Annotated in this window: 24 protein-coding genes; 12 read left to right on the forward strand and 12 right to left on the reverse strand. The window is 68.1% G+C overall.

Annotated features, from left to right (window positions below; all coding sequences use genetic code 11):
* The first annotated feature begins 18 nt into the window (after positions 1-18).
* Positions 19-915 (forward strand): inositol monophosphatase family protein, encoded by an 897-nt coding sequence (locus tag SROT_RS04845; RefSeq protein ID WP_049773279.1) that lies wholly within the window; start codon positions 19-21, stop codon positions 913-915.
* 45 nt (positions 916-960) lie between these two features.
* Here SROT_RS04845 and cei read toward each other — a convergent pair whose 3' ends face one another.
* Positions 961-1,593: an envelope integrity protein Cei gene (cei, locus tag SROT_RS04850; protein WP_013137893.1), complete on the reverse strand. Its 633-nt coding sequence runs from the start codon at positions 1,591-1,593 to the stop codon at positions 961-963.
* Positions 1,594-1,746: 153 nt separating this feature from the next.
* On the opposite strand from cei, the gene SROT_RS04855 reads away from it, so the two are divergent.
* Positions 1,747-2,046 carry a DUF4193 domain-containing protein gene (locus SROT_RS04855; protein WP_013137894.1) on the forward strand — a complete coding sequence of 100 codons (300 nt, stop codon included), beginning with the start codon at positions 1,747-1,749 and terminating at the stop codon, positions 2,044-2,046.
* A 147-nt stretch (positions 2,047-2,193) separates the two neighbouring features.
* Here SROT_RS04855 and SROT_RS04860 read toward each other — a convergent pair whose 3' ends face one another.
* Positions 2,194-2,667, reverse strand: coding sequence for a DUF3093 domain-containing protein (locus SROT_RS04860; protein ID WP_013137895.1), 474 nt, complete (start codon positions 2,665-2,667; stop codon positions 2,194-2,196).
* 23 nt (positions 2,668-2,690) lie between these two features.
* Here SROT_RS04860 and dut point away from each other — a divergent pair, with 23 nt between their 5' ends.
* Both dut and SROT_RS15535 read left to right on the forward strand, forming a co-directional pair.
* Positions 2,691-3,161, forward strand: coding sequence for a dUTP diphosphatase (dut, locus tag SROT_RS04865; RefSeq protein WP_013137896.1), 471 nt, complete (start codon positions 2,691-2,693; stop codon positions 3,159-3,161).
* Positions 3,158-3,835 (forward strand): DUF3710 domain-containing protein, encoded by a 678-nt coding sequence (locus tag SROT_RS15535; protein ID WP_013137897.1) that lies wholly within the window; start codon positions 3,158-3,160, stop codon positions 3,833-3,835. The genes dut and SROT_RS15535 overlap by 4 nt, the downstream gene beginning before the upstream one ends.
* Here the strand turns inward: SROT_RS15535 and SROT_RS04875 are convergent.
* Positions 3,832-4,548 (reverse strand): alpha/beta fold hydrolase, encoded by a 717-nt coding sequence (locus tag SROT_RS04875; protein WP_049773281.1) that lies wholly within the window; start codon positions 4,546-4,548, stop codon positions 3,832-3,834. The two genes, SROT_RS15535 and SROT_RS04875, sit on opposite strands and share 4 nt — an antisense overlap.
* Positions 4,549-4,616: 68 nt before the next feature.
* Between SROT_RS04875 and SROT_RS04880 the strand changes: the two genes are divergently transcribed.
* Entirely contained in the window at positions 4,617-4,994 is a 378-nt protein-coding gene (locus SROT_RS04880) for an OB-fold nucleic acid binding domain-containing protein (protein ID WP_013137899.1), read from the forward strand.
* A 60-nt stretch (positions 4,995-5,054) separates the two neighbouring features.
* Here the strand turns inward: SROT_RS04880 and SROT_RS04885 are convergent, their stop codons facing one another.
* Both SROT_RS04885 and SROT_RS04890 read right to left on the reverse strand, forming a co-directional pair.
* The gene (locus SROT_RS04885) at positions 5,055-5,729 is read right to left on the reverse strand and encodes a potassium channel family protein (protein WP_013137900.1); all 675 of its coding nucleotides are present in this window, start codon (positions 5,727-5,729) and stop codon (positions 5,055-5,057) included.
* Positions 5,726-6,394, reverse strand: a complete 669-nt coding sequence (locus tag SROT_RS04890; RefSeq protein ID WP_083777831.1) for a potassium channel family protein — start codon at positions 6,392-6,394, stop codon at positions 5,726-5,728. Before SROT_RS04890 ends, SROT_RS04885 begins: the two co-directional genes overlap by 4 nt.
* 113 nt (positions 6,395-6,507) lie before the next feature.
* Between SROT_RS04890 and SROT_RS04895 the strand changes: the two genes are divergently transcribed.
* From SROT_RS04895 to SROT_RS04905, 3 genes are all read left to right on the forward strand, one after another.
* Entirely contained in the window at positions 6,508-8,493 is a 1,986-nt protein-coding gene (locus SROT_RS04895) for an APC family permease (protein ID WP_041407679.1), read from the forward strand.
* 9 nt (positions 8,494-8,502) lie between these two features.
* Positions 8,503-10,449, forward strand: coding sequence for a 1-deoxy-D-xylulose-5-phosphate synthase (dxs, locus tag SROT_RS04900; protein ID WP_013137903.1), 1,947 nt, complete (start codon positions 8,503-8,505; stop codon positions 10,447-10,449).
* A gap of 110 nt (positions 10,450-10,559) precedes the next feature.
* Positions 10,560-10,988 carry an MmpS family transport accessory protein gene (locus SROT_RS04905; RefSeq protein ID WP_013137904.1) on the forward strand — a complete coding sequence of 143 codons (429 nt, stop codon included), beginning with the start codon at positions 10,560-10,562 and terminating at the stop codon, positions 10,986-10,988.
* Positions 10,989-11,009: 21 nt separating this feature from the next.
* Here SROT_RS04905 and SROT_RS04910 read toward each other — a convergent pair whose 3' ends face one another.
* Genes SROT_RS04910 through SROT_RS04920 form a run of 3 tightly spaced genes read right to left on the reverse strand, consistent with a single transcriptional unit; the run spans position 11,010 to position 13,360 of the window.
* Complete coding sequence (locus tag SROT_RS04910) at positions 11,010-11,558, reverse strand: hypothetical protein (RefSeq protein WP_013137905.1); 549 nt, start codon at positions 11,556-11,558, stop codon at positions 11,010-11,012.
* A 9-nt stretch (positions 11,559-11,567) separates the two neighbouring features.
* On the reverse strand, positions 11,568-12,461 hold the full coding sequence (locus SROT_RS04915; protein WP_013137906.1) for a serine hydrolase: 894 nt from the start codon (positions 12,459-12,461) through the stop codon (positions 11,568-11,570).
* Entirely contained in the window at positions 12,458-13,360 is a 903-nt protein-coding gene (locus tag SROT_RS04920; RefSeq protein ID WP_013137907.1) for a serine hydrolase family protein, read from the reverse strand. The genes SROT_RS04915 and SROT_RS04920 overlap by 4 nt, the downstream gene beginning before the upstream one ends.
* A 114-nt stretch (positions 13,361-13,474) precedes the next feature.
* On the opposite strand from SROT_RS04920, the gene argC reads away from it, so the two are divergent.
* The 4 genes from argC to SROT_RS04940 are packed head-to-tail and all read left to right on the forward strand — an operon-like array spanning position 13,475 to position 17,845.
* Positions 13,475-14,518, forward strand: coding sequence for an N-acetyl-gamma-glutamyl-phosphate reductase (gene argC / locus SROT_RS04925; RefSeq protein WP_041406956.1), 1,044 nt, complete (start codon positions 13,475-13,477; stop codon positions 14,516-14,518).
* Between the two features lie 32 nt (positions 14,519-14,550).
* Positions 14,551-15,753: a bifunctional glutamate N-acetyltransferase/amino-acid acetyltransferase ArgJ gene (gene argJ, locus SROT_RS04930; protein WP_013137909.1), complete on the forward strand. Its 1,203-nt coding sequence runs from the start codon at positions 14,551-14,553 to the stop codon at positions 15,751-15,753.
* Positions 15,750-16,649 carry an acetylglutamate kinase gene (gene argB, locus SROT_RS04935; RefSeq protein WP_013137910.1) on the forward strand — a complete coding sequence of 300 codons (900 nt, stop codon included), beginning with the start codon at positions 15,750-15,752 and terminating at the stop codon, positions 16,647-16,649. Before argJ ends, argB begins: the two co-directional genes overlap by 4 nt.
* Entirely contained in the window at positions 16,646-17,845 is a 1,200-nt protein-coding gene (locus SROT_RS04940; protein ID WP_013137911.1) for an acetylornithine transaminase, read from the forward strand. The genes argB and SROT_RS04940 overlap by 4 nt, the downstream gene beginning before the upstream one ends.
* Here SROT_RS04940 and SROT_RS04945 read toward each other — a convergent pair.
* From SROT_RS04945 to SROT_RS04960, 4 genes are all read right to left on the reverse strand, one after another.
* Positions 17,842-18,120, reverse strand: a complete 279-nt coding sequence (locus tag SROT_RS04945; RefSeq protein WP_013137912.1) for a hypothetical protein — start codon at positions 18,118-18,120, stop codon at positions 17,842-17,844. The two genes, SROT_RS04940 and SROT_RS04945, sit on opposite strands and share 4 nt — an antisense overlap.
* A gap of 114 nt (positions 18,121-18,234) precedes the next feature.
* Positions 18,235-18,876 (reverse strand): VC0807 family protein, encoded by a 642-nt coding sequence (locus tag SROT_RS04950; RefSeq protein WP_013137913.1) that lies wholly within the window; start codon positions 18,874-18,876, stop codon positions 18,235-18,237.
* A gap of 7 nt (positions 18,877-18,883) precedes the next feature.
* On the reverse strand, positions 18,884-20,647 hold the full coding sequence (locus SROT_RS04955) for a CocE/NonD family hydrolase (RefSeq protein WP_049773282.1): 1,764 nt from the start codon (positions 20,645-20,647) through the stop codon (positions 18,884-18,886).
* Positions 20,644-21,600, reverse strand: coding sequence for an NUDIX hydrolase (locus SROT_RS04960; protein ID WP_013137915.1), 957 nt, complete (start codon positions 21,598-21,600; stop codon positions 20,644-20,646). Before SROT_RS04960 ends, SROT_RS04955 begins: the two co-directional genes overlap by 4 nt.
* Position 21,601: the final 1 nt, after the last annotated feature.

Raw genomic sequence — 21,601 nt, forward strand, 5'->3', positions numbered from 1 at the left:
TGTGCTGCGATAGGAACTATGCCAGTGCAGTCAAGCACCAAAAAAAGCGCCTCGGCGTCCGCACAAGACTATGCGCTCTTGCGGGGAATCGCGTGCGATGTCGCGACTTCCGCCGCGGAGATGATCCGCGTTCGCCGGGCGGAGGTCTTCGCCTCCCCGGGCGGGCGGGACTCTGACTCCGTCCGGTCCAAGACCAGCGAGACGGACCCGGTCACGATTGTGGACGTCGAATCCGAGACGTTGGTCCGGGAGTCGTTGGCGCGTCTGCGCCCTGGCGACGGGTTCCTCGGCGAAGAAGCGACAGGCAACACCGAAGGCGCTTCCGAGACCGGGGTCGTCTGGGTCGTCGACCCGATCGACGGCACCGTCAACTTCATGTACGGCGTGCCCGCCTACGCCGTGTCCATCGCGGCCCAAATCGACGGGAAGACGGTCGCCGGGGCAGTCGTGGACGTCCCGCAGGGCTGGGTCTACTCAGCGGCGCTCGGCGCAGGCGCGACGGTGTCGCGTGAGGGCTTCGGCACGAGAGCGCTGCATGTCTCCGAGACGGAGTCGCTCGGCATGGCCCTCGTCTCCACCGGGTTCGGCTACAAAGCCGAACGCAGGATCGCCCAGGCTCGGCTCGCGGGCACCCTGTTGCCGGTCGTGCGTGACTTGCGCCGCATCGGCGCCGCCGCCCTCGACCTCTGTTTAGTGGCGGCGGGGAGCCTGGACGCGCATGTGGAGCACGGGCTGAACCCGTGGGACTTCGCGGCGGGGTCGCTCATCGCGCAGGAGGCGGGGGCCCTCGTGCGGATTCCGCCGACCTCGGCCCGCTCGCACGAGGGCGAACTCGTCCTCATCGCCACCCCGAAGGTGTACCACGAGCTGGCGGGCGTGCTGGAGGAAATCGGAGCCCTTGGGCCTATCGAATAGCAGCGCCGCTCGGCCAGCCGCGCAGGCGCCGCTGCGCCCGCGCGGCTAGCAAGCGGTTGTGTGCAGGGCGCTGACGGTGTTCGGGTCCACCGGGTCCCCTTTGCGCAGGGCTTGGAGGACGGAGCGGCTGGACGCGTCATGGTTCAGGGTGTGAAAGCCTGTGCCGAGGGCGAGGTCCACCGAGTCGTCGTCGCGTTCGTCGCGGATCAGCTCGGCGCAGGGGGCCGTCAACCACACCGAGGAAGCTTGCGCCTGCCCGGAGGGGCCGAAACGGATTTGCGCGAAGCAGGGCATCTTGTGCTCGGCGTACACCGAGTCGTTGTCTGCCGTGCTTCGGAAGCCCAGACCGTTGAGCTCGTTCGCGACCCGGCCTGCCTGCTGGTCTGCCCCGTTGGCGTTCAGCACGCGGACTCGGACGTCGGCGAGGGCCGACGGCTCCACCTTCAGCATCTGTTCCCGGCTGGCCTTCACCCACTGCTCGGGCACGCTCGGACCAGGGGGCGGCTGGCCGCAGTCGGTGCTCGGGCCGGGCTGGCTTTCCGGCCAGACGACGATCCATGCCACGAGCGCCACGACGGCCAACACGCCAACGGCGATGTAGTACGGGGCGGGGCGTCGGCGCTGCCACGGTTCGCCCTTGGGGTTCGTGGCCTTGCCCACAGTGATGAGAGATACCAACGCGGAGCCCTTTCCTCGGTTGTCGTTCAACTCTGACGCACAGATTATCCGCCCTTCCCCGGCGGTTCATCAGCACTTCTGATAAAGCTCTCAGAATCATGTACACTCTGGCAGCTCAAGGGATCATCCAGGAACGGAGTAGGCGCAAAAATTATGGCCACTGACTACGACGCACCTCGGCGCACGGAGGGGGACGACCTCGTCGAGGATTCGCTCGAGGAGTTGACTGCCCGCCGCCACGACGGGCAGTCCGAACTCGTCGACATCGACGACAGCGATCCCCTCGACGCTTTCGAGCTGCCCGGAGCGGACCTTTCCGGCGAGGAGCTTTCGGTCCGAGTCCTCCCCAAACAGGCCGACGAGTTCACCTGCGCCAGCTGCTTCCTTGTGTACCACCGCAGCCGGTTGGCCGAGGAGGGCAGCCGGGGCCTCATTTGCATCGACTGCGCGTAGCGCCCGCCCGGCGGCCTCCTGGCTCGGGAGGCCCCTGAAAAGTTTCGCCGAAGCCCGCTCGCGCCCCTTCGTGTGTTTTTCCGCCCGCTTTCCCGCTCCTGCCTTGTCCTTTCCCGCTTCTGCCTTCTCGTTGCGCGCCCGCGCGCCTCATCGCTGTGGCGTGTTGCCGGGACGGGCGTTCTGCCAATGCTCGATGACTTCGATCAGCTTTTCCGGATGTGCGCTCGAGAAGAGCCAATACGGGGTGGGGTCCGAGGGGTCGTCGAGCACCACGAGCACGAGGGCGGGCACCCACGACCGATGCGCGACGAACGCGGCCGGGTCCAATTGTCTGCCGAGCGCGGCGGACTTCTCGCGCGGCCCGATCAGCGCGCAGCGGCTCGTGAGCGCGAGGGGGATGTGCGCCTTGCCGACCCGCAGTTCGCCGCTGTCATCGACCTCGACCCACTGCCGGGAGAGCCCGAACATCGCGAGGACGGCGATTCCCGCGCACACGAGCGCAGGGATCCAGTACGGGAAGGGCCGAAAGGCCAGGCTCACCGTGTATGCGACAGAGCCAGAAACAACGACTCCCAACGGCCACCACCACCAGGGCACCCAAAGCTGTTCGCGGTACGACATCAGAAGCACGGTAGTCTCTGAGCGTGGCTTCACCCTATGGCGGCTCCCTTGACGCAGTGGCGTTCGTGCGCCTCGACGCCGAATTAGAACCCCCGGCCCGCGCGCATCACGGCGACGCGGGCGTTGACTTGCGCGCGGTCAGCGCCATCACGCTCGCGCCCGGCGAGCGCGGGATCGTCGGCACGGGGGTCGCGGTCGCGATCCCCGTCGGCTACGTCGGGCTCGTGCATCCCCGCTCCGGGCTCGCGGCCAGGGTCGGCCTTTCCATCGTGAACACGCCGGGAACGATCGACGCGGGTTACCGAGGCGAGATCAAAGTCTGTCTGGTCAACCTCGACCCGGTCGCCGCGATCGAGATCGAACGCGGGGACCGCATCGCCCAGTTGCTCGTGCAGCGCGTCGAACTGCCAGAGTTTTACGAGGTGGAATCGCTGGACGAGACGACGCGCGGCGCGGGGGGATATGGCTCCTCCGGGGGGCACGCGGCGCTGTGAGCGCCCGGCATGTCGATGAGAACCCCGCTCCGCGTTGCGGAGCGGGGACAAGAGACCTGGGTTCGATTGTTCTCTGCGTCCCCGAGGGCGGCAAGCCCAGGCTGGTGTTCGGACCGGGCGAGGAACTTCTCACGGCCGCGGTGCTGTGCCCGTTCGGCGAGGTCGAAGTGCGCGCCTATGCCGCCCCGAAGGGCAGCCGCGCGGATCTCGGCGGGCAATGGCGCCCCATGCTCACCGATCTCGCCGAATCCCTGCGCGCGCAGGGATTGCGGCTCTTCTTCCAGGACGGGCCATGGGGCCGAGAGCTCATCGCCGTGGGAAACGGTGTGTTCCGCACCTTGATCGGCCGCGACGGGGACAGGTGGACCTTGGTTGTCAGCGCGTTGGGGCCGAACCAGACGGCCGCGCGGCTCGTCGGCTTCGCCAGGGCTGTGTTCGAAGGTTCGCAGGTTCGCCGGGGGCCCCAGCCGCACCCGGCGGGGGCGCTCTTGCCGTTGCGCGTTGCAGATCCTTGTGCCTTCGGCGAGTTCGAGCGCGTCGACATCATGCCCGAGTCGGAACCAGAGCCGTTCCGGCCGCGTTTCCCCGACCCGTCCGCGCCGGGGGCCAACGGGTCGGCAATGCAGCGATTGAGCGCTCTGCGCCGCTCGGCAAGATCCTGCCCATCCGCCTAGAGTCGCAGGAATTTTGTGCTCCACGTCTCGAACACCGCGTGGCCGAATGCCGACGGGTCGAGGCCGACCTCCGCGAAATCGCGCTCGACGATCGCGCCGCGCGGCAGCACGGCGAGCCAATGTCGAGCCGCTTCGGCCGGGTGGACGGGGTCGCCGAGCGCCGCGCCCAGCACAACAGGGGCCGAGAGCGCCCGCAAGGCCGCTTCTGTCGGCACCGCTGTGCGGCTGACCTCGTCAAAGGCGCTGGGCAAACCAGGCCATTGCGCTGTCCACGACAGGGTGAGCCGGTGCGCGACCCACGGCGGGCTGCCTGCTTGCATGGCGCGCAGCGAGTGTTCCAGCCCCTGCTCGCGCAACAGCTTCGCGGTGTGTTTCGCGTTCTCCGCCGCCGCTGCGCCCGACGGGTCGCCCAGCCAGGCCGGGAGGCAGGCGAGCACGCCCGCGCACTGGTCCGGATGCCTGCTCGCCCAATCAGCGCCGATGTGCGAGCCAATCGAGAAGCCGCAGACGAGCACTGGGCCATGCTCGCGGGCAGCGTCGTCGAGCGCCTGCTCGTAACTCGCCCGCACCGCGTTCGGGTCTGGGTCGACCGGCACGAAGGGCAATCCGGCCTTGGCCGCCGCAGGCCCGAAAAGCTCCGACATGAACGCCGCGCCGGATCCGGCGCCCGGCAGGGCGACGGCCACGGGCACGGGAGGTTTTCGCGCGGTCATCAAGGCCATTGTGCAAGAGCCCAGGGGGGCGAGTGGCGGCGGGTGGAAAAGAGGTCTAACCTGTCCGTGTGCCAAGCGCGACGCAGTACTTCAAGCAACTGGCCCGCAAGCTCACCGCTGACCCGAGCGAGTTGGACGACGAAGAGATCCGGGAAGAGGCGCGGGCGCTCGGGGCAGCTCGGGCGTGTGAATGCGGTCCCGGCGAGATCGTGGTTCTCGTCGGCGAGTTGCGCAGCGTCTCGACTTGCCCGAAGAGCTTGAACGTCGGCGTCCACGCCGAGCTGTTCGACGGCACGGACACTGTTTCCTTGGTCTGGATCGGGCGCACGCGCATCCCTGGTCTCGAGGTCGGGCGTTCGATCTCCGTCAAGGGCCGCCTCGGCCTCAAGGAAGACGGCAGCAAGGTCATGTACAACCCTTATTACGAGCTGCTCGAAGAGTCCTGATCCGTTCCGCTCTGCGGTGCGCAGGCACCGTTCCCGGCTCGCGTCACGGCCAGGGCGGCCTCAGTCTCGTGTGGTTTCCTGCGATTCGAGGATTTCCCGCAATGCGCTCTCGACTTCGGGCAGCGCGATGAACACGAGTTCGTCGCCGCCTTCCAGGGGGTCCTCCGCCAACGGCACGATGACTCGCTCCCCGCGCAGGATCGCCACCAGCGCCGTGTCCCTCGGCAGCGTGAGTTGGCGGACTGCCTTGCCCGTCCATGGCGTCTGCCGCGGCAGCGTCAGCTCCACGAGGTTCGCCTTGCCCTGGCGGAAGGTCATCAGACGGACCAAGTCCCCGACGGACACGGCTTCGTCCACCAGCGCGGCGAGCATTCTCGGCGTTGAGACGGCCACGTCCACGCCCCAAGAGTCGTTGAACAACCATTCGTTGCGCGGGTCGTTCACCCTGGCGATCACGCGCGGCACGGCGAACTCGGTCTTCGCGAGCAGGCTGATGACCAGGTTGGCTTTGTCGTCCCCGGTCGCGGCGACCACCACGGAATAATTCTCCAACCCGGCGGCTTCCAGGTGTTTGAGCTCGCACGCGTCCGCCTGCATCCAGCCCGCCTGCGGCACGGACTCCTGGTCGATGTGGTCTGGGTCACGCTCGATGAGCATGACTTCGAGCTCGTGCTGGATCAGTTCTCGGGCGATCGAGCGGCCGACCGCGCCCGCGCCCGCTATCGCGACCCTCACTGGTCGTCCTCCTTTGGTTCGCCCAAGGCGACAGTGAAGGCCTTCGGCAGATCGCCCACCTTCACCGCGACGTACACCACGTCCTCGGCTTGCAGAATGCTTTTCCCGGACGGGAGGACCGCCTCGCCGAAACGGTGCAGGAACACCACTCTGGTCCCGGTGGCCTCCTCGAAGCGTTTCACCGCCTTCCCCGCCCACGCCTCGTTCCGGGGGAGCGCCGTCACTTCGACGCCGCCGGACGGGTCGCGCCAGGTGGTGATCTCGCTTTCCTCGGTGAGCGCGAACAGGAAACGCTCGGTCGCCCACGGGACCGTGGTCACCGTCGGGATGCCGAGCCGCTCGTAGACCTGCGCGCGCTTGTAGTCGTAAATCCTCGCCACCACTTTCGGCACGTCGAAGATCTCCTTGCAGACTCGCGCGGAGATGATGTTCGAGTTGTCGCCGGAAGAGACAGCCGCGAAGGCGTCCGCGTTCTTGACCCCCGAGCGCAGCAGGACGTCCCGGTCGAAGCCTTGGCCGAGGACGCATTGGCCTGGAAAATTCGCCCCGAGGCGATGGAAGGCGGTCGCGTCGCGGTCGATCACTGCGACTTCATGGCCCAGTTTGACGAGGGCGAGGGCGAGCGCGGCTCCGACTCGTCCGCAGCCCATGACTACTACACGCACGCCCAGGAGGCTACCTTACTATTCCTACAGGCGATGGGCTGCGTGAGAAGCCCATCCGCAGATGAGCCTGAGGAGGCCCGGTTTTGGCGGTGACGGCGACGCTTTCAGGAGCCATGAAGCGATTGGTGCTGGGGCGGCCTTTCCGCAGCGACAAGCTCAGCCACACCTTGCTCCCCAAGCGCATCGCGCTCGCGGTGTTCGCCTCCGACGCGATGTCCTCCGTCGCGTACGCCCCGCAGGAAGTGTTCTTGGTGCTGTCCACCGCTGGCATGGGCGTGTACGCCCATGCGCCGTGGATCGGGCTGGCGGTGGCGTTCGTCCTCGCTGTCGTGGTGGCGAGTTACCGGCAGAACGTGCACGCCTACCCGTCTGGCGGCGGCGACTTCGAAGTGGTCACGACGAACTTGGGCGACACCCCTGGCCTCGTCGTCGCCAGCGCGCTCATGGTCGACTATGTCCTCACCGTGGCCGTGTCCATCTCCTCCGCTGTGGAGAACATCGGCTCGGCGGTGCCGTTCATCGACCAGAACCGAGTCTTGGTGTCGGTCGCGATCATTGTGCTGCTCACGGCTATGAACCTGCGCGGGGTGCGCGAGTCCGGCGCGGCGTTCGCGATTCCGACATACGCGTTCATCGGCGCTATCTTGGTGATGCTCACCTGGGGTTTCGCGAAATTGGCGACGGGCAGTCCGGTTCGGGCCGAGTCGGCGGGCTTCGAGCTTGTGGCCGAGCACAGCCAGCTTTCCCAGGCGGCGTTCGTGTTCCTCATCGCCAGGGCTTTCTCCTCTGGCTGCGCGGCGTTGACCGGCGTCGAGGCGATCAGCAACGGCGTGCCCGCTTTCCGCAAGCCGAAGTCGAAAAACGCGGCGACCACACTGCTCTTGCTCGGTTCGATCGCGGTGGTGCTTTTCCTCGGCATCTTGGTCCTGTCGATCAAAATAGGCGTGCATTACGCGGCCTCGGACACACAGCTTGTCGGAGCGCCGGCCCATTACCAGCAGAAGACGGTGATCGCGCAGCTCGCGCAAGCGGTGTTCGCGGGCTTCCCCGCGGGCTTCTATTTCGTCGCCGTGGTGACCGCGCTCATCTTGGCCCTCGCCGCGAACACGGCGTTCAACGGTTTTCCGGTGCTCGGTTCTGTGCTCGCCCAGCACAGTTATCTGCCGAGACAATTCCACACCCGGGGCGATCGGCTGGCCTTCTCCAACGGCATCGGCTTCTTGGCGGTCGCCGCCACGGCGTTCGTTGTGGCCTTCGACGCCGAGGTGACCGCGCTCATCCAGCTCTACATCGTCGGCGTCTTTGTCTCCTTCACGTTCAGCCAGACCGGGATGATCCGGCATTGGACCAGGCTGCTGAAGACCGAGTCCGACCAGGGCGCGCGGCGGAAGATGGTGCGCTCCCGGCTCATCAACGCGACTGGGCTCGTGATGACCGGCTTCGTGCTCGTCGTGGTGCTGGTCACGAAATTCTTCGCTGGCGCGTGGATCGCGATCCTCGCGATGTCGGTCATCTTCGCGGTGATGCGGTTGATCCGCAAGCACTACGACTCGGTCAAGGCAGAGCTTGCCGCGCAGGAGTTGAACAAGGTCCTGCCGAGCCGCAGCCACTCCCTGGTGCTGGTCTCCAAAGTCCATCTGCCGACGATGCGCGCCCTCGCCTACGCGAAGGCGACTCGGCCGGACACGTTGGAGGCGATCACCGTCAACGTGGACGACAAGGACACCCACGTCCTCGTGGAGGAGTGGGAGGACAGCGGCATCGACGTCCCGCTGAAGGTGATCGCGTCCCCCTACCGCGAGGTGACCAGGCCAGTGCTGGACTACGTGCGCCGGCTGCGCCGGGACGCGCCGAGGGACGTGGTGATCGTCTTCATCCCGGAGTACGTGGTCGGCCACTGGTGGGAGCAGATCTTGCACAACCAGAGCGCGCTGCGCCTGAAAGGGGCGTTGCTCTTCGAACCGGGAGTCATGGTCACGTCGGTGCCGTGGCAGCTGCGTTCGTCCGAGCGGCGCAAACTCGACGACGGGTTGGGGCTCGCCCCTGGCGCGCTGCGCAGAGGCTTGACGGAAGGGCCTGGCGGAAGGCCGGTGGCGTAGACTAAGCGGATGTTGAGCTCGATAACAGCCCCGAGCGACGTGCAGCGGCTTGCGCCAGAAGAGGTGCAACAGCTGATCGGCGAGATCCGTGAGTTCCTCATCGAAAAAGTCTGCGCGAACGGTGGGCATCTCGGACCGAACCTGGGGGTCGTGGAGCTCACCGTCGCGCTGCACCGGGTGTTCGACTCGCCCCGTGACGCCATTGTTTTCGACACTGGCCATCAGAGCTACGTGCACAAGTTGCTCACGGGACGCGCCGAGGGTTTCGACCAGCTCCGCAAGCGCGGCGGCCTCTCCGGATACCCGGACCGCGCCGAGAGCGAGCACGATTGGACGGAGTCCTCGCACGCCTCCGCCTCGCTCTCCTACGCCGACGGCCTCGCGAAGGCTTTCGAGCTCCGTGCCTCCGCCGACGGGCCTGGGCCGGTCCGGTCGGTCGTCGTGGTCGTCGGCGACGGCGCGCTCACCGGCGGGATGTGCTGGGAAGCGCTCAACAACATCGCCTCGGCCAACAGGCCGGTGGTGATCGTGGTGAACGACAACGGGCGCTCGTACTCGCCGACCATCGGCGGCCTCGCGCAGCGGCTGTCCGCGCTGCGGTTGCAGCCGGAGTACGAAGAGATCCTGCGCGGCGGCCGAGAAGCCCTGCGGCGCGTGCCGCTCGTGGGAAAAACGGCGTACCGGTTCATCCACGCGGTGAAGACCGGCGTGAAGGACGCGGTGAGCCCGCAGCCGCTTTTCTCGGATCTCGGGATCAAATATCTCGGACCGATCGACGGGCACGACGAGCCCGCGCTCGAAGACGCGCTGCGCCGGGCCAAGCGCTTCGGCGGCCCGGTGATCGTGCACGCGCTGACGCAGAAGGGCAAGGGCTTCGGCCCCGCCGAAGCCGACGAGGACGACCAGATGCACGCCATCGGCGCCATCGACCCGGTTGCCGGGCACGCGCTCAGCCCGTCGAAGCCCGGCTGGACCAGCGTGTTCTCCCAGGAGCTTGTCGCGCACGGAGAGCGCCGCGAGGATCTGGTCGCGATCACTGCCGCGATGCCGGGCCCGACTGGCTTGAAAGCGTTCGGCGAGCGCTTCCCGGACCGGATGTTCGATGTCGGCATCGCCGAACAGCACGCGGTCACTTCCGCGGCAGGCCTCGCGCTCGGCGGGCTGCACCCCGTGGTCGCGGTTTACTCGACATTTCTGAACCGCGCGTTCGACCAGCTGCTTATGGATGTGGCGCTGCTCAAGTTGCCCGTGACTTTGGTGCTCGACCGGGCGGGGGTCACCGGTGACGACGGGGCGAGCCACAACGGCATGTGGGACCTTTCGATCCTCTCCGTCGTCCCCGGGCTTCGGGTCGCCGCTCCTCGGGACGGCGAGCGGCTTCGCGAGGAGTTCGCCGAGGCGATAGACGTGACGGACGGCCCGACCGCGTTGCGGTTCCCGAAGGGGCAAGTCCCGTCGGACATCCCCGCGTTGCGCAGGCTCGACGACGGCGCGGACGTTTTGGACGAGGACCGGGCCGGGCACCACGGCGCGAGCGCCTCGCTCACCAGCAGGCTCGACGTCCTGCTCGTCTCGGTCGGAGCCTTCGCGCAGCTCTCCCTCCAGATCGCCAAAGCATTGCGGGAGAAGGGCTTCGGGGTCACCGTGGTGGACCCGCGTTGGGTGCTGCCGCTGCCCGAATCCGTGCTCTCGCTCGCGGCCGAGCACGCCTTAGTGGTGACCTTGGAGGATTGCGGCGAGCGCGGCGGCGTCGGTTCGACGCTTTCCCAGACGCTCCGCGCCCGCGATGTGGACGTGCCGTGCCGCGACATCGCTTTGCCGCAGCGGTTCTACAGCCACGGCACGCGGGCGCAGGTGTTGGAAGAAGCCGGTGTCGTCTTGGAGGATCTCGTCGCCAAGATCGGCTCCTGGGCGGAAAAGCGCACGGCGCAGCACGCTGGCACGAAGGCTTCGTGAACTGTGCGCCGGCGCAGCCCCGCCGAGGCGCCTCCGGGCTGGAAGCCGCCCTCGCGGGCCCGGCTGAGAGCGGGCGCCGCTGTGCTGGGCCAACAGGATATGATTGCGCCATGCGAAATTTCTTCACGAGAAGCACTGCCGCTCTGGCCGCCCTTGCCGCCGGATTGTCCTCAGCGGCCGCTCCGCCGGCTGGCGCCGAGCCGCAGTTCCACAAGATCGTCTACCGCGTTTTCGGGCCGCAGACCACGTTCATCCCGTTCGGCCCTGGTCCGGGGACTCTCGCCAACGTTTCCTACCGGACCCCGAACATCGAGATCCACGACAAGCTGGTGCCTTTGCCGTGGAATCTCGTGTTCCAGGTCCAGGGCGGCGAAGCAGAACTCGCGAGCCAGCTCCGGCTGTCTCTGACGCGCCCCGAGTCTGAGCAAGGCGACGGCAACTACGCCTGCGAGATCTCGGTGGACGGCGAGGTCCGCTCGCGCGAGGACGGCGACCCCCAGGACGGCGGGCCGTTGCAGTGCTCGCTCAGCGATTCCTGAGCAGGTCTCGCTGAGCAATGCTCACTGGGCTGTGTACTTGGTGCCGTCCAGCGCCAACACGTCGAGCACTTTCTTGTTCTCCCAGCCCTGCTGGGAGCAGGTGGCGCGCACGTCGTTCACGTAAGCCTCGGGATATTTCTCCAAGCCGCTGCCAGGGTTGGCCTTGGCGATCCGGGCAAGGGTGTCCCGTTGGCTGCCGACGCCCAGCGCGTTGAACGTGGAGCAGGTGATGTCCGCGGGTTGGCTGGACCCGGAGGACTGTTCAGACGTGCTTTCCGTCGTGGTGGTCTCTGCCGGGGAGGAGGAAGTCGAACTCGTCGTGGTGCTGGAGTCCGGCTCGTCGCCGTCGTCTTCTTCGCTCGCCGACGCGCTGGTGGTTGCGCTCGGGGCGGTCGACGACGGGGCCGGGGCCCGCGAAGGGGTCGGCGCGGGCGCGGCGGCGCTTGTTTGCGGCGTGTTGGCGGCGGGCGGGGGGCCGCCGCCGCATCCGGCGGCGCCCGCGATCAACGCGAACCCTGCCAGAGCTGCGGCGAGCTTCCCCGAAGCGAGTGTTCCACGATCAAGACACATGGGGTCACCCTACCCGATGTCGTCGCCTCGTCCTGCGAGCAGGATGCTCCCCACCTGGGTGTCTGTGGCCCAGCCCTCGGCTTGGCCGCCAGCGCCCGCGAGATTGTTCATGATGGCGAGCATGTAGCGCTCGTTCGGGCCTGCGAAGCCGACCGAGTTGGCCACCCAGCCGCTGGGTTCTTCGGACCACCCGTTTTTATCTCCAGGCGCCATGTCGGCCCCGGCCCCCCACACGCCCCATCGCTGGTTTTCGGCGACGCCGCGCATCTCGCCCAGCAGATAGGCCCTGTCCGCGGGGTCCATCTTTTCGAGGATGAACAGCATGAGCCGACCGAGGTCGTCGGCGGTGGCCTTGTGGTTGCCCCAGTACATGCTGGAGGCTGACGGGGCGTTTTGTTTGATCTCGTCGATGAAGCCGTAAGACTGGAAGACGCGCAACAGGGTCGTCCCGCCGGGGCCGTTGTATTTGTCCCAGAGCGCGTTGGCGGCCTCGTTGTCCGAGTAGTTGAGCATCTTGTGCATCAGGTCCTGGTCGGCGCCGCTCAGGGCGAGCTGTCCGGCGCGTTGGCGCACCAAGAGGTCGGCCGCGATCAGCAACTTGATCGTTGAAGCGGTGAAGACCAGCTCGCTCGCGTGGGGGTTGTGGTAGGTGGCGCCGGTTTTGCGGTCGCGCAGCACATAGCCGACGACGCCGGGCCGGGTCGCGATGTAGGCGTTCGCCTTCGCGACCCGGCTCTGCAGATCGCAGTCGAGGTCCGCGACGGCGCTGTCGCCCGAGGACGAGCATGCGACCTGCGCGCCGGCCTCGCCGCCGTCTGGGTCCGCCCGGGCGAGGGGCGCGGCGAGCGCTGCGCAGATCCCGGCCGCCGCGCAGACCCGGAGCAGATGCGCCAAGCCCTTCATTCGCGGTCCGCCAAGAGGATCTGCGCGACGCGTGTGTCCGTGGCGGTGCCGTCTTCGAAACTCGGGGCGGAAGGGTTCATGATCGCGAGGATGTAGCGTTGGCCGAGGCCCGCGAAGCCGACGGAGTGCAGCACCCAGCCGCCGATGCCGGACCAGCCGTTCTTATCGCCCGGATGGGCGGACGGCCCGGCCCCCCACACGCCCCATTGTTGGTTCGGGTCGACGTTCTGCATCTCGTTGACAATGTAGGCGGTGTCGGCGGGGTCCATTTTTTCGAGCACGAACTGCATGAGCCGGTCGAGGTCGTTCGGCGAGCAGGACATGGCGCCCCAGTAGACGTCGATGCCGTCGTAGCCCCCTTGGGAGCGCAGGTCTGTCATCCCGTAATTGGGGAAGTCGTTCAGGAACGCCATATGGTCCTCGCCCCAGTATTTCATCCAGAGCGTGTCGGCCGCGCCGTCGTCCGAGGAGTGCAGCATGTTTTGGATGAGCGAGCGGTCCGCGGCGCTCAGCGTCACCAGTCCCGCGCGGTCGCGGGTGAACAGGTCCACGGCCATCGCGAGTTTGATCGTGGAGGCGGCGTAGACCGAGTCGCCCGCGTGCGGGTTGCGGTACACGCCGCCGGTCGCGCGGTCGCGCAGGACGTAGCCCGCCCCAGGGGCTTGCGCTGCCACGAGCGCATTGGCCTGGACAACACGCCGCTGCAGGTCGCAGTCGAGCTCTGAGCCGAGGATCGGGCAGTCGACCACGGACCGGGTGTCGGGGTCCGAGGTCGCGGGCGGGACGAGGACGCCTTGTCCGGCGAGCGCGGCGGCGCCGGCGCCCGTCGCCGCGCAGGCGCGCGACAGCCAGGAGCGCCGTTTCGGGTTCGGCGTATTCCCCTCGGATGATCGTTTCATGTTGCTTTTAGATTGACATATCCTCCTGGGGAATACCCGGCACATTGCTTGTGATGAGAGGCACACCCACGCATAGCTTTGTATAATAATTCGGAAAGACGTATGATTACTCGCATGTCCACGAGAGTCACGGTTGCCGTTGCGGGCGCGAGCGGCTACGCGGGCGGTGAAATCTTGCGTTTGCTCCTCGGCCACCCCGCGTTCGCCGACGGGCGGTTGTCGATCGGCGCGGTGACTGCCGGGGCGAACGCCGGAAGCGCGCTCGGCGCGCACCATCCGCACCTGTGGCCCATCGCGCAGCGGGAGCTCTCGGCGACCACGCACGAAGTCCTCGCCGAACACGACGTCGTCTTCCTCGCGTTGCCGCACGGAGCCTCCGCCGAGCTTGCCGAGAACCTGCCCGAGACGGCGTTGGTCGTCGATTGCGGCGCCGACTTCCGGCTCACGGACACGGCGGCCTGGACGAAGTACTACGGCGGCAAGCACGCGGGCAGTTGGCCGTACGGGCTTGCGGAGCTCTCCGGCGGGCGGGACCGGCTGCGCGGCGCGCGGCGGGTCGCTGTGCCGGGGTGCTACCCGACGGCCTCTCTGCTCGCCCTCGCCCCCTCGGTCGAGGCGGGCCTCGTGGAGCCGGACATCGCCGTCGTCGCCGTGTCCGGCGTCTCCGGGGCAGGCCGAGTGCCCAAGCCGAATTTGCTCGCGGGCGAGGTGCTCGGCGCGCTCACCCCGTACAGCGTGGCGGGCGCGCACCGGCACACCGCGGAAATCACGCAGGAGCTCTCTGCCCGTTCGCGCGGGCGCGTGGCGGTCTCTTTCACGCCGGTGCTCGCCCCGACGTCGCGGGGCATCGTCGCCACCTGCACGGCTGCGACGCGCTCGAGCGCTGACGAGATCCGCGCGGTGTACGAGAAGGCCTACGCCCACGAGCCCTTCGTCCGGTTGCTCGCGCCCGGCGCGTGGCCGTCGACCGCGGCGGTGCTCGGCACGAACATCGCGGCGCTCGGCGTCGGGCTGGACGAGGCCGCGGGCAAACTTGTCGCGGTCTGCGCCATCGACAACCTCGTGAAAGGCACTGCGGGCGCAGCGGTGCAATCGATGAACCTCGCTCTCGGCTGGGCCGAGACGGAAGGACTGCCTGTGGTTGGATCAGCGCCATGAGCACGACGAGGCACGAGGAGCACGATCAGACAATGCCCACATCTGCACAGACCCCACCGGCGCGCTGGACCCCGCAGGGGTTCTTCGCCGCCGGCGTCCCCGCCGGCATCAAACCTTCCGGGAACCGAGACCTCGCGCTCCTGGTGAACTCTGGTCCTCGATGCGACGCGGCGGGTGTGTTCACCCGCAACAAAGTCAAGGCCGCGCCGGTGCTGTGGACTCGGCAAGTGGTGCGCGGCGGGCAGGTGCGCGCGGTGCTGATCAACGCGGGCAACGCGAACGCCTGCACCGGCCCGGACGGTTTCGCCGACGCGCACCGGAGCGCGGAAGCGGTGGCCGCGGGGCTGCTCGCGAAACAGGTGGGCGATATCGGCGCGGCGCAGGTCGCGCTGGGCTCCACCGGGCTCATCGGAGAGCGGCTGCCCATCGACAACGTGCTCGCGGGCGTGGACGTGCTCACCGGCAAGGCCGCGGCCGGAGAAAACGACCCGGAGTCTTTCGCCAGCGCGATCATGACCACAGACACAAAGGCGAAGACGGTTTTCACCGCGCAGCCGGGCGGCTGGTCCCTCGGCGGCACGGGCAAGGGAGTCGGCATGATGGCCCCGTCGCTCGCGACGATGCTCGTCGTGCTCGCCACCGACGCGGTGGCGAGCACGGAGCAGCTCGACGCGGCGTTGCGCCGTGCGACGGCGCTGACCTTCGACCGGCTCGACATCGACGGCGTGAGCTCCACCAACGACACGGTGCTCTTCTTGGCCAACGGCGCGAGCGGCGCCGCGCCCAGCCAAGAAGAGCTGGACGCGGCGGCGCTCGCGGCCTGTCAGAGCCTGTCCGCCCAGATGCAAGCAGACGCCGAGGGCGTCACCAAGCGGGTTGTCATCCGGGTGAGCGGAGCCGTCAGCGAGGACGAGGCCGTCGCCGCCGCCCGGACGGTGGCGCGCGACAGCCTGGTGAAGACCGCGCTCTTCGGCTCGGACCCGAACTGGGGACGCGTGTTGGCGGCTCTCGGCTGCGCGCCGGTCGAACTCGAGCCGGACCGCATCTCGGTGACGTTCAACGGGCACCAAGTCTGCGCCAACGGGGCGGCTGTCCCCGGCGCCCGGGAAGTGGACTTGTCCGGCCCGGACATCGCCGTCGAGATCGGCCTCGGCCTCGGCGACGGCACAGGCTGGGTCCACACCACCGACCTCTCCCACGCGTACGTGGAGATCAACTCGGCGTACTCGACATGAGCACGACAGCGCTGCAACAGGCGGAAGTGCTCGCCCAGGCCCTGCCGTGGATCGAGAAGCTGTCCGGCAAAACCGTGGTCGTCAAATTCGGCGGCAACGCGATGGTGGACCCCGCGCTGGCCACCACATTCGCCGAGGACATGGTGCTGCTGCGGGCGTGCGGCGTGCGGCCGGTGGTGGTGCACGGCGGCGGCCCCCAGATCAACGAACAGCTCGCGAAGCTCGGCATCGAGGGCGAGTTCAAGGCGGGCTTGCGGGTGACCACCCCCGAAGTGCTCGAAGTGGTGCGCATGGTCCTTCTGGGCCAGGTGGGCCGGGAGCTGGTCGGCGCGATCAACGCGCACGGCCCGTACGCGGTGGGCACCTCGGGCGAGGACGCGCGCCTGTTCACCGCCTCGCGCAAAACCGCGAGAGTCGACGGCCTCGAAGTCGACATCGGCCTCGTCGGCGACATCGAGGCGGTGGACGCCGGCTGGATCGACGAGCTCACGGCGTCGCGGCGCATCCCGGTGGTCGCCTCTCTCGCCCCTGACGCAACCGGCGTGGTGCACAACGTGAACGCCGACATCGCCGCGGGCGCGCTCGCGGGCGCGCTCAAGGCGGACCGGTTGATCGTCCTCTCCGACGTCGCGGGCCTGTACACCCGGTGGCCGGAACAGGACTCATTCGTCAGCGAAATCTCTCTCGCCGACGCGAAAGCCCTCTTGCCGAGCCTCGCGGGCGGCATGATCCCGAAACTGGAAGCATGCGTGCGCGCGGTGGGCTCCGGCGTGCGCGCCGCGTCGATCATTGACGGGCGGGTCCCGCACGCCACGCTCGTGGAACTTTTCACCCCCACCGGTGTGGGCACCATGATCACTGACACAACAGCGCCGAGCGCCGGAGAAAGAACATGAACGAGGATCTGCGGGCCGGTTGGGCCGCGCGGCTGATGAACAACTACGGCCAGCCTGCGCTCGCCCTGGTGCGGGGCGAAGGCGTCCACGTCTGGGACGCGGACGGCAAACAGTACCTCGACTTTTTGGGGGGGATCGCGGTGAACGTCCTCGGCCACGCGCACCCTGCCGTCGTGGCGGCGGTGACGAAGCAGGTCGCGACGCTCGGGCATGTTTCCAACCTGTACATGTCGCCGAACATCGTGGAGCTCGCGACGCGGCTGGCGGCCCTCCTGCCCGGCGGCGACGATGCGAAAGTTTTTTTCTCCAACTCCGGCGCGGAGGCGAACGAGGCGGCCTTCAAAATCGCCCGCCGCACCGGGCGCGGCGAGATCATCGCGGCATGCGGCGGTTTCCACGGGCGCACCATGGGCGCCCTCGCCCTCACCGGGCAACCGCCGAAACAGCAGCCGTTCATGCCGATGACCCCTGGTGTGCGGCATGTGCCGTACGGCGACGCCGCCGCGCTCGAAGCGGCTGTCGGCCCGGACACCGCCGCTGTGTTCCTCGAACCGATCCAGGGGGAGAACGGCGTCGTCGTGCCCCCTGCGGGTTACCTCGCCGCCGCGCGGGAGATCACCGCGAAGGCCGGGGCGCTTTTGATCCTGGACGAGGTGCAGACGGGCATGGGCCGCACCGGGACGTTCTTCGCCCACGAGCAGGAGGGGTGCGCGGCGGACGTGGTCACTCTCGCGAAAGGGCTCGGCGGCGGCCTGCCGATCGGCGCGACCATCGCGACCGGCCGCGCCTCGGGCCTGCTCGAACCCGGCCAGCACGGCAGCACGTTCGGCGGGAACCCGGTGTGCGCCGCTGCGGCGCTCGCGGTGCTCGACGTCATTGAGCAAGACGGCCTCGCCCAGCACGCGCGGGCATTGGGCGAAGAGTGCAAAGAGAAGCTCGCCGCAAGCGGGCATCCGCTGGTCGAAGAGGTCCGAGGCGCTGGGCTCTTGCTCGGTGTTCGTCTCGCCGAGCCCAAAGCCGCCGCAGTCGAAGCCGCGGCGCGAGAAGCCGGGTTCTTGGTCGGCGCGACCGGAGCCGACGTCGTGCGTCTCGCCCCGCCGCTTGTGCTCTCGGCAGCCCAGGCGGGCGCGTTCGTCGGGGCGTTCGGCTCGGTGCTCGACGCCGCCCTGGAGCACGGCCCTGGCCGTTCGGCTTAGTCCCTGGCCCAGTCGCACAAATCCATGTGCGCGTGCACCCGCGCGCAGTATTTGGACATCGCCTCTTTGTACGGCGCGCACTCCTCTTCGCTGTGGTGCCCGCCGAAGACCATCGTGTTCGAGCATTGCCCGATGAACGTGAGGTCGTCGGAGGACGGGGCCTTGCCGCAGAGCAGGGCGCAGTCCGGGTCGGGATCGGCGCGCGCCGCTCCTGCGCCCAGTCCGCCGACGGCGAGGCCCAAGGAAGCTGTGAGGACGAGGAACGCGTGTCGCATGGGAGCAACCTTTCACGAGGCGACCCCCAGGCGCTTCTCGTCTGGCCGGTCCGCGCCGTTGACCCTATCATCAGCCTTGTCCGGGTTGACCAGGGGCGCGTGCGGCCCGGCGGCTCACATGGCCGCGGCCCGTTGGTCGCGCTCTTTGACGAAGGCGCGGACGCGTTGGACGGCGTGGACAAGAAGGAGGATCGTCGTCGCGGTCCCGACAACGGCGATCACCGCCTGCGAGACGTCCACCTCGCAGGTGAAGATCATGGTCAGCGCGAAAGCTGTCTGGCAGAACCCGAACACACCGCAGAAAGCGCTCAACCGCATATGCATCGCAGTCCAGTCGCGCGTGTCCTGGGCGGCCCAGCCGCGTTCGGGCAAGGCTTCGGCGGCGAGGCTCGGGGACACCATGCTCGCCGCCATTTTGGTGAGCGGTCTTCGGATCGCGCTGCTGATGAGGAACGCGGTCGCGAACAGGACGCCAGGCGCGGTGTCGGCCATTTGGGTCGCCCGAGGATTTTTCGTGGTGAGCGCCACGGTCAAAGCACATGCGGCAAGCAGGAGCACACCTGCTGCGACAGGGTCGGGCTTGCGCGAGCGCAGCAGGCTGAAAAGAGTTTGTGCCAGCGAGACCACGATCGCGCCGACCAACGCGAGGTATTGGACGAAGCCGAACCCGCGCAACGCGTAATACACCAGGACAGCGGGAGCGGCTCCGATGAGGAAGGTTTTGATGAAGGCGCGCAGGCTGTGGGCGTTGTGCACATTCCTCCTAAGGAACGACGGGCAAGGTCAGCACGCTGCGCTCGCCCGATTCGAACTCTGTCAGGACGGGCAATGCGTCGCCCCGGAACTCTGCGGACGAACCTGTGACGACAAGCCGGAGCCGGTGCCCGGCGGGGAACTGGTGCACAATCCCTGGCAACGTGAAAGTCACAATGCCAGATCCGGAGATCTTCGCCGGGGCGACTTGCCGGTAGATCGACTCCTCGTTGCCCGATGGGTCGACATCCGCCAGATGCAGAAAGACCGTCGCGGTCGAGTCCGCGGAGACCGGGATGCGCACGGTGGGGACCCCGACCACGGTGAGGGGCGCGGCGAGCGGCTCGGTGGACCAGGCGAGCGACTCGTCCCCGGGGCCGGTGCGCAACTGCGCGGTTTTTGACTGCGCCTTGCCCGGCGGGGCGGCGCCCGGTGGAACCGAGGTTGCTGCCGCGGTCTTGTCGGGGACGAGGGCTTCGTCGCCGCTGAGGCAGTACGAGGCCGTTGCGGCGACCGGGTAGCGGTCGCTCGTCGCCCAAGGCGAGGTCGCCGATCCCTCGGGGATCCAGTCGCGGAAGTAGCTGAACGCGGCCAGGTCCTCCTCCCCGGTCCCTTTCAGGTGGTGGTCGAACCAGCGCAGGGTGGCGTCGACTTGGTAGCGTTGCTCCCAATCGGGATGCGCCCACTGCAGTTCGCCGGGGACGACGTTCGAGGAGTCATGGCCCCAGCGGTGCCAGAGCATTTTGACCTCCGTGCCGTCCGCCGCGAGCGCCTGATAGGTCGCGCCGGCCTCGTTCAGGAGGAAGACAGTGTCCTGTTGGCCCTGGGTCAGCAGCGTGGGGATGCGGATCTTGTCGGCGTAGGTGACCACGGAGCCGTACCGGACGGATTCGACGTCCGCCTCGCTCGGAGCGCCGGTGATGTACCAGTGCAAGATGACTTGGCAGGCGGCGGGATAAAACCGGGGGCAGTTGCGGTCGCTCCAGCTCGCCGGCGGCGGGGCCTTGTCAGGGTCCTTCGCGGCGTTGGTGAGTAGGTCCTGCGCGAGCAGGTATTTGCTCGGCCCCGGCGTGCGCTCGTCCACGCCGACCGGCAGGTCCGCGTTGTTCGGGGCCAGCGAGTACAGCGAATCGTTCCATGTGATCATGGGCACGATGGTGTCGAGCCTGGGATCGACGGAAGCGGTCGCGAACTGCACGCCGCCGCCATAGGAGGCTCCGATCATCCCGACGCGGGGATCGTGCGCGGAGGAGCGGCCGGTGTGATCCATGGCGTCGAGTTGAATGGCGTCGAGCACGGGGGCGGGCCGGGTGTGCTCCGCGTCCTCGAACGCGATCTTGTCGGCGCCGCCGAGGAAGCTGATGAGCTGGCTGACCGCCACGCCGTCATAGGCGGGCGTGTCCATGCTGATGCGGCATGTGGAGCCGCCGAAACCAAGGGAGGAGAAAGCGAGCACGGCGTAATCCCTGCCGGTCATGAACTCCCCGAGGTCGCGCTGGTCCTCCTTCGACCCGCCGAAGCCGTGGGTGGCGGCAATCGCGGGCACCCGGTGCTGCGGCCCGGCGTCGCTCGGAAGGTACAGGTCGCCGACGATGTCGCAGTCCACATCACGTTCGGGGCCGATGACGACGGCGAAATGCAAGGTGCGCTTCGTGAAGCCGCTCGGCTCGCCGCTCGCGCTCGGAACCACCGAGGCGGCGAGCAGCGCCGCGCAGCACACACCGAGCGCGCCGCGCGTGCGGTTCCATTGCGTCGCGTGCATCGCGCTGCTCACAAGGCGAAGTGGGGGATGTCTCCGTCCCAGCTCTCATCGGCCAAAGGGCTTGCGATGAACTGAGCAGCGAGAGGCCGCGGACCGTTCGGCGTCCTCCCGACCGAGAGCACCCACGCGGAGGCTTTCACCACGTCGATCTGAGTCGAGAGCTCGGCTTTGCCGCACCATTCGGCCACGAGCCGCGGCACCACGCCGCCTTGGCTGCAGACCATGGTCGTGTGGCCGGTCTGGGCGAGTTCGCGCAAACGGTCCAGCGCCGCCCTCGGGTTTTCCGCGTAAGGCTCTTCGGTGAGCGAGGGCTCGGAGACCGTCTCCACTTCGAGCAATTGGGCGAGCGCCGCCAGGGTCTGACGGCAGCGGAGCTTGTCGGCGGCGTGCAGCCTGGACACGCCGAACGCGCCGCCCAAATGGGCCAGCCCCTCGGCTTGGGCGAGACCGAGCTCGTCCAAGGGGCGCCGGGCGTCTGCCGCGGGGTCGTCGTTGTCGCGCACGCCGGCGCTCGCGTGCCGCACGACGATCAGCGTGTCGACGTCGAGCCGGGTGGCGCGGAACGCGGCGAGCACGTCGCGGTCCAAATCGTGGCTGAGCCGGTCATTCGCCTCGTCGACCGAGACCCACTCCAGCAAGTCGACTTCGTCGTTGGGCACGAACTCGGGCGCGGACGCCGCCCACGCCGACCAATAGTCCACTCGTTTCGAGGAGCCTTTTGCGGGGTAGTGGACAGTGCCGAGGAACGGGCCGAGCTCCGCTCGGGCCCCGGTTTCCTCGGCGATTTCCCGAACCGCCGCGACCGGGGGGATCTCGCCCGGGTCGACTTTTCCTTTCGGGAGGGTCCAGTCGTCGTAGTGGGGCCTGTGGATCAGAGCGACACGAGGCTCGGCCTCGCCCTCTTCACGGCGCCACAGCACACCGCCCGCCGCGCGGATCTCCTGTCTTGATGACACGTCAGACATG

Source organism: Segniliparus rotundus DSM 44985, assembly GCF_000092825.1.
Taxonomy (GTDB): Bacteria; Actinomycetota; Actinomycetes; order Mycobacteriales; family Mycobacteriaceae; genus Segniliparus; species Segniliparus rotundus.

Excerpts from the sequence above, each read along its gene's own strand:
- SROT_RS04940 (WP_013137911.1), top strand. The coding sequence starts at position 16,646 with ATGAACGAGGATCTGCGGGCCGGTTGGGCCGCGCGGCTGATGAACAAC.
- SROT_RS04910 (WP_013137905.1), bottom strand. The coding sequence starts at position 11,558 with ATGTGTCTTGATCGTGGAACACTCGCTTCGGGGAAGCTCGCCGCAGCT.
- SROT_RS04905 (WP_013137904.1), top strand. The coding sequence starts at position 10,560 with ATGCGAAATTTCTTCACGAGAAGCACTGCCGCTCTGGCCGCCCTTGCC.
- dxs (WP_013137903.1), top strand. The coding sequence starts at position 8,503 with ATGTTGAGCTCGATAACAGCCCCGAGCGACGTGCAGCGGCTTGCGCCA.
- SROT_RS04945 (WP_013137912.1), bottom strand. The coding sequence starts at position 18,120 with ATGCGACACGCGTTCCTCGTCCTCACAGCTTCCTTGGGCCTCGCCGTC.
- SROT_RS04860 (WP_013137895.1), bottom strand. The coding sequence starts at position 2,667 with ATGTCGTACCGCGAACAGCTTTGGGTGCCCTGGTGGTGGTGGCCGTTG.
- argB (WP_013137910.1), top strand. The coding sequence starts at position 15,750 with ATGAGCACGACAGCGCTGCAACAGGCGGAAGTGCTCGCCCAGGCCCTG.
- argC (WP_041406956.1), top strand. The coding sequence starts at position 13,475 with ATGTCCACGAGAGTCACGGTTGCCGTTGCGGGCGCGAGCGGCTACGCG.
- argJ (WP_013137909.1), top strand. The coding sequence starts at position 14,551 with ATGCCCACATCTGCACAGACCCCACCGGCGCGCTGGACCCCGCAGGGG.
- SROT_RS04845 (WP_049773279.1), top strand. The coding sequence starts at position 19 with ATGCCAGTGCAGTCAAGCACCAAAAAAAGCGCCTCGGCGTCCGCACAA.
- SROT_RS04960 (WP_013137915.1), bottom strand. The coding sequence starts at position 21,600 with ATGTCTGACGTGTCATCAAGACAGGAGATCCGCGCGGCGGGCGGTGTG.
- SROT_RS04920 (WP_013137907.1), bottom strand. The coding sequence starts at position 13,360 with ATGAAACGATCATCCGAGGGGAATACGCCGAACCCGAAACGGCGCTCC.
- SROT_RS04915 (WP_013137906.1), bottom strand. The coding sequence starts at position 12,461 with ATGAAGGGCTTGGCGCATCTGCTCCGGGTCTGCGCGGCGGCCGGGATC.
- SROT_RS04895 (WP_041407679.1), top strand. The coding sequence starts at position 6,508 with ATGAAGCGATTGGTGCTGGGGCGGCCTTTCCGCAGCGACAAGCTCAGC.
- SROT_RS04855 (WP_013137894.1), top strand. The coding sequence starts at position 1,747 with ATGGCCACTGACTACGACGCACCTCGGCGCACGGAGGGGGACGACCTC.
- SROT_RS04875 (WP_049773281.1), bottom strand. The coding sequence starts at position 4,548 with ATGACCGCGCGAAAACCTCCCGTGCCCGTGGCCGTCGCCCTGCCGGGC.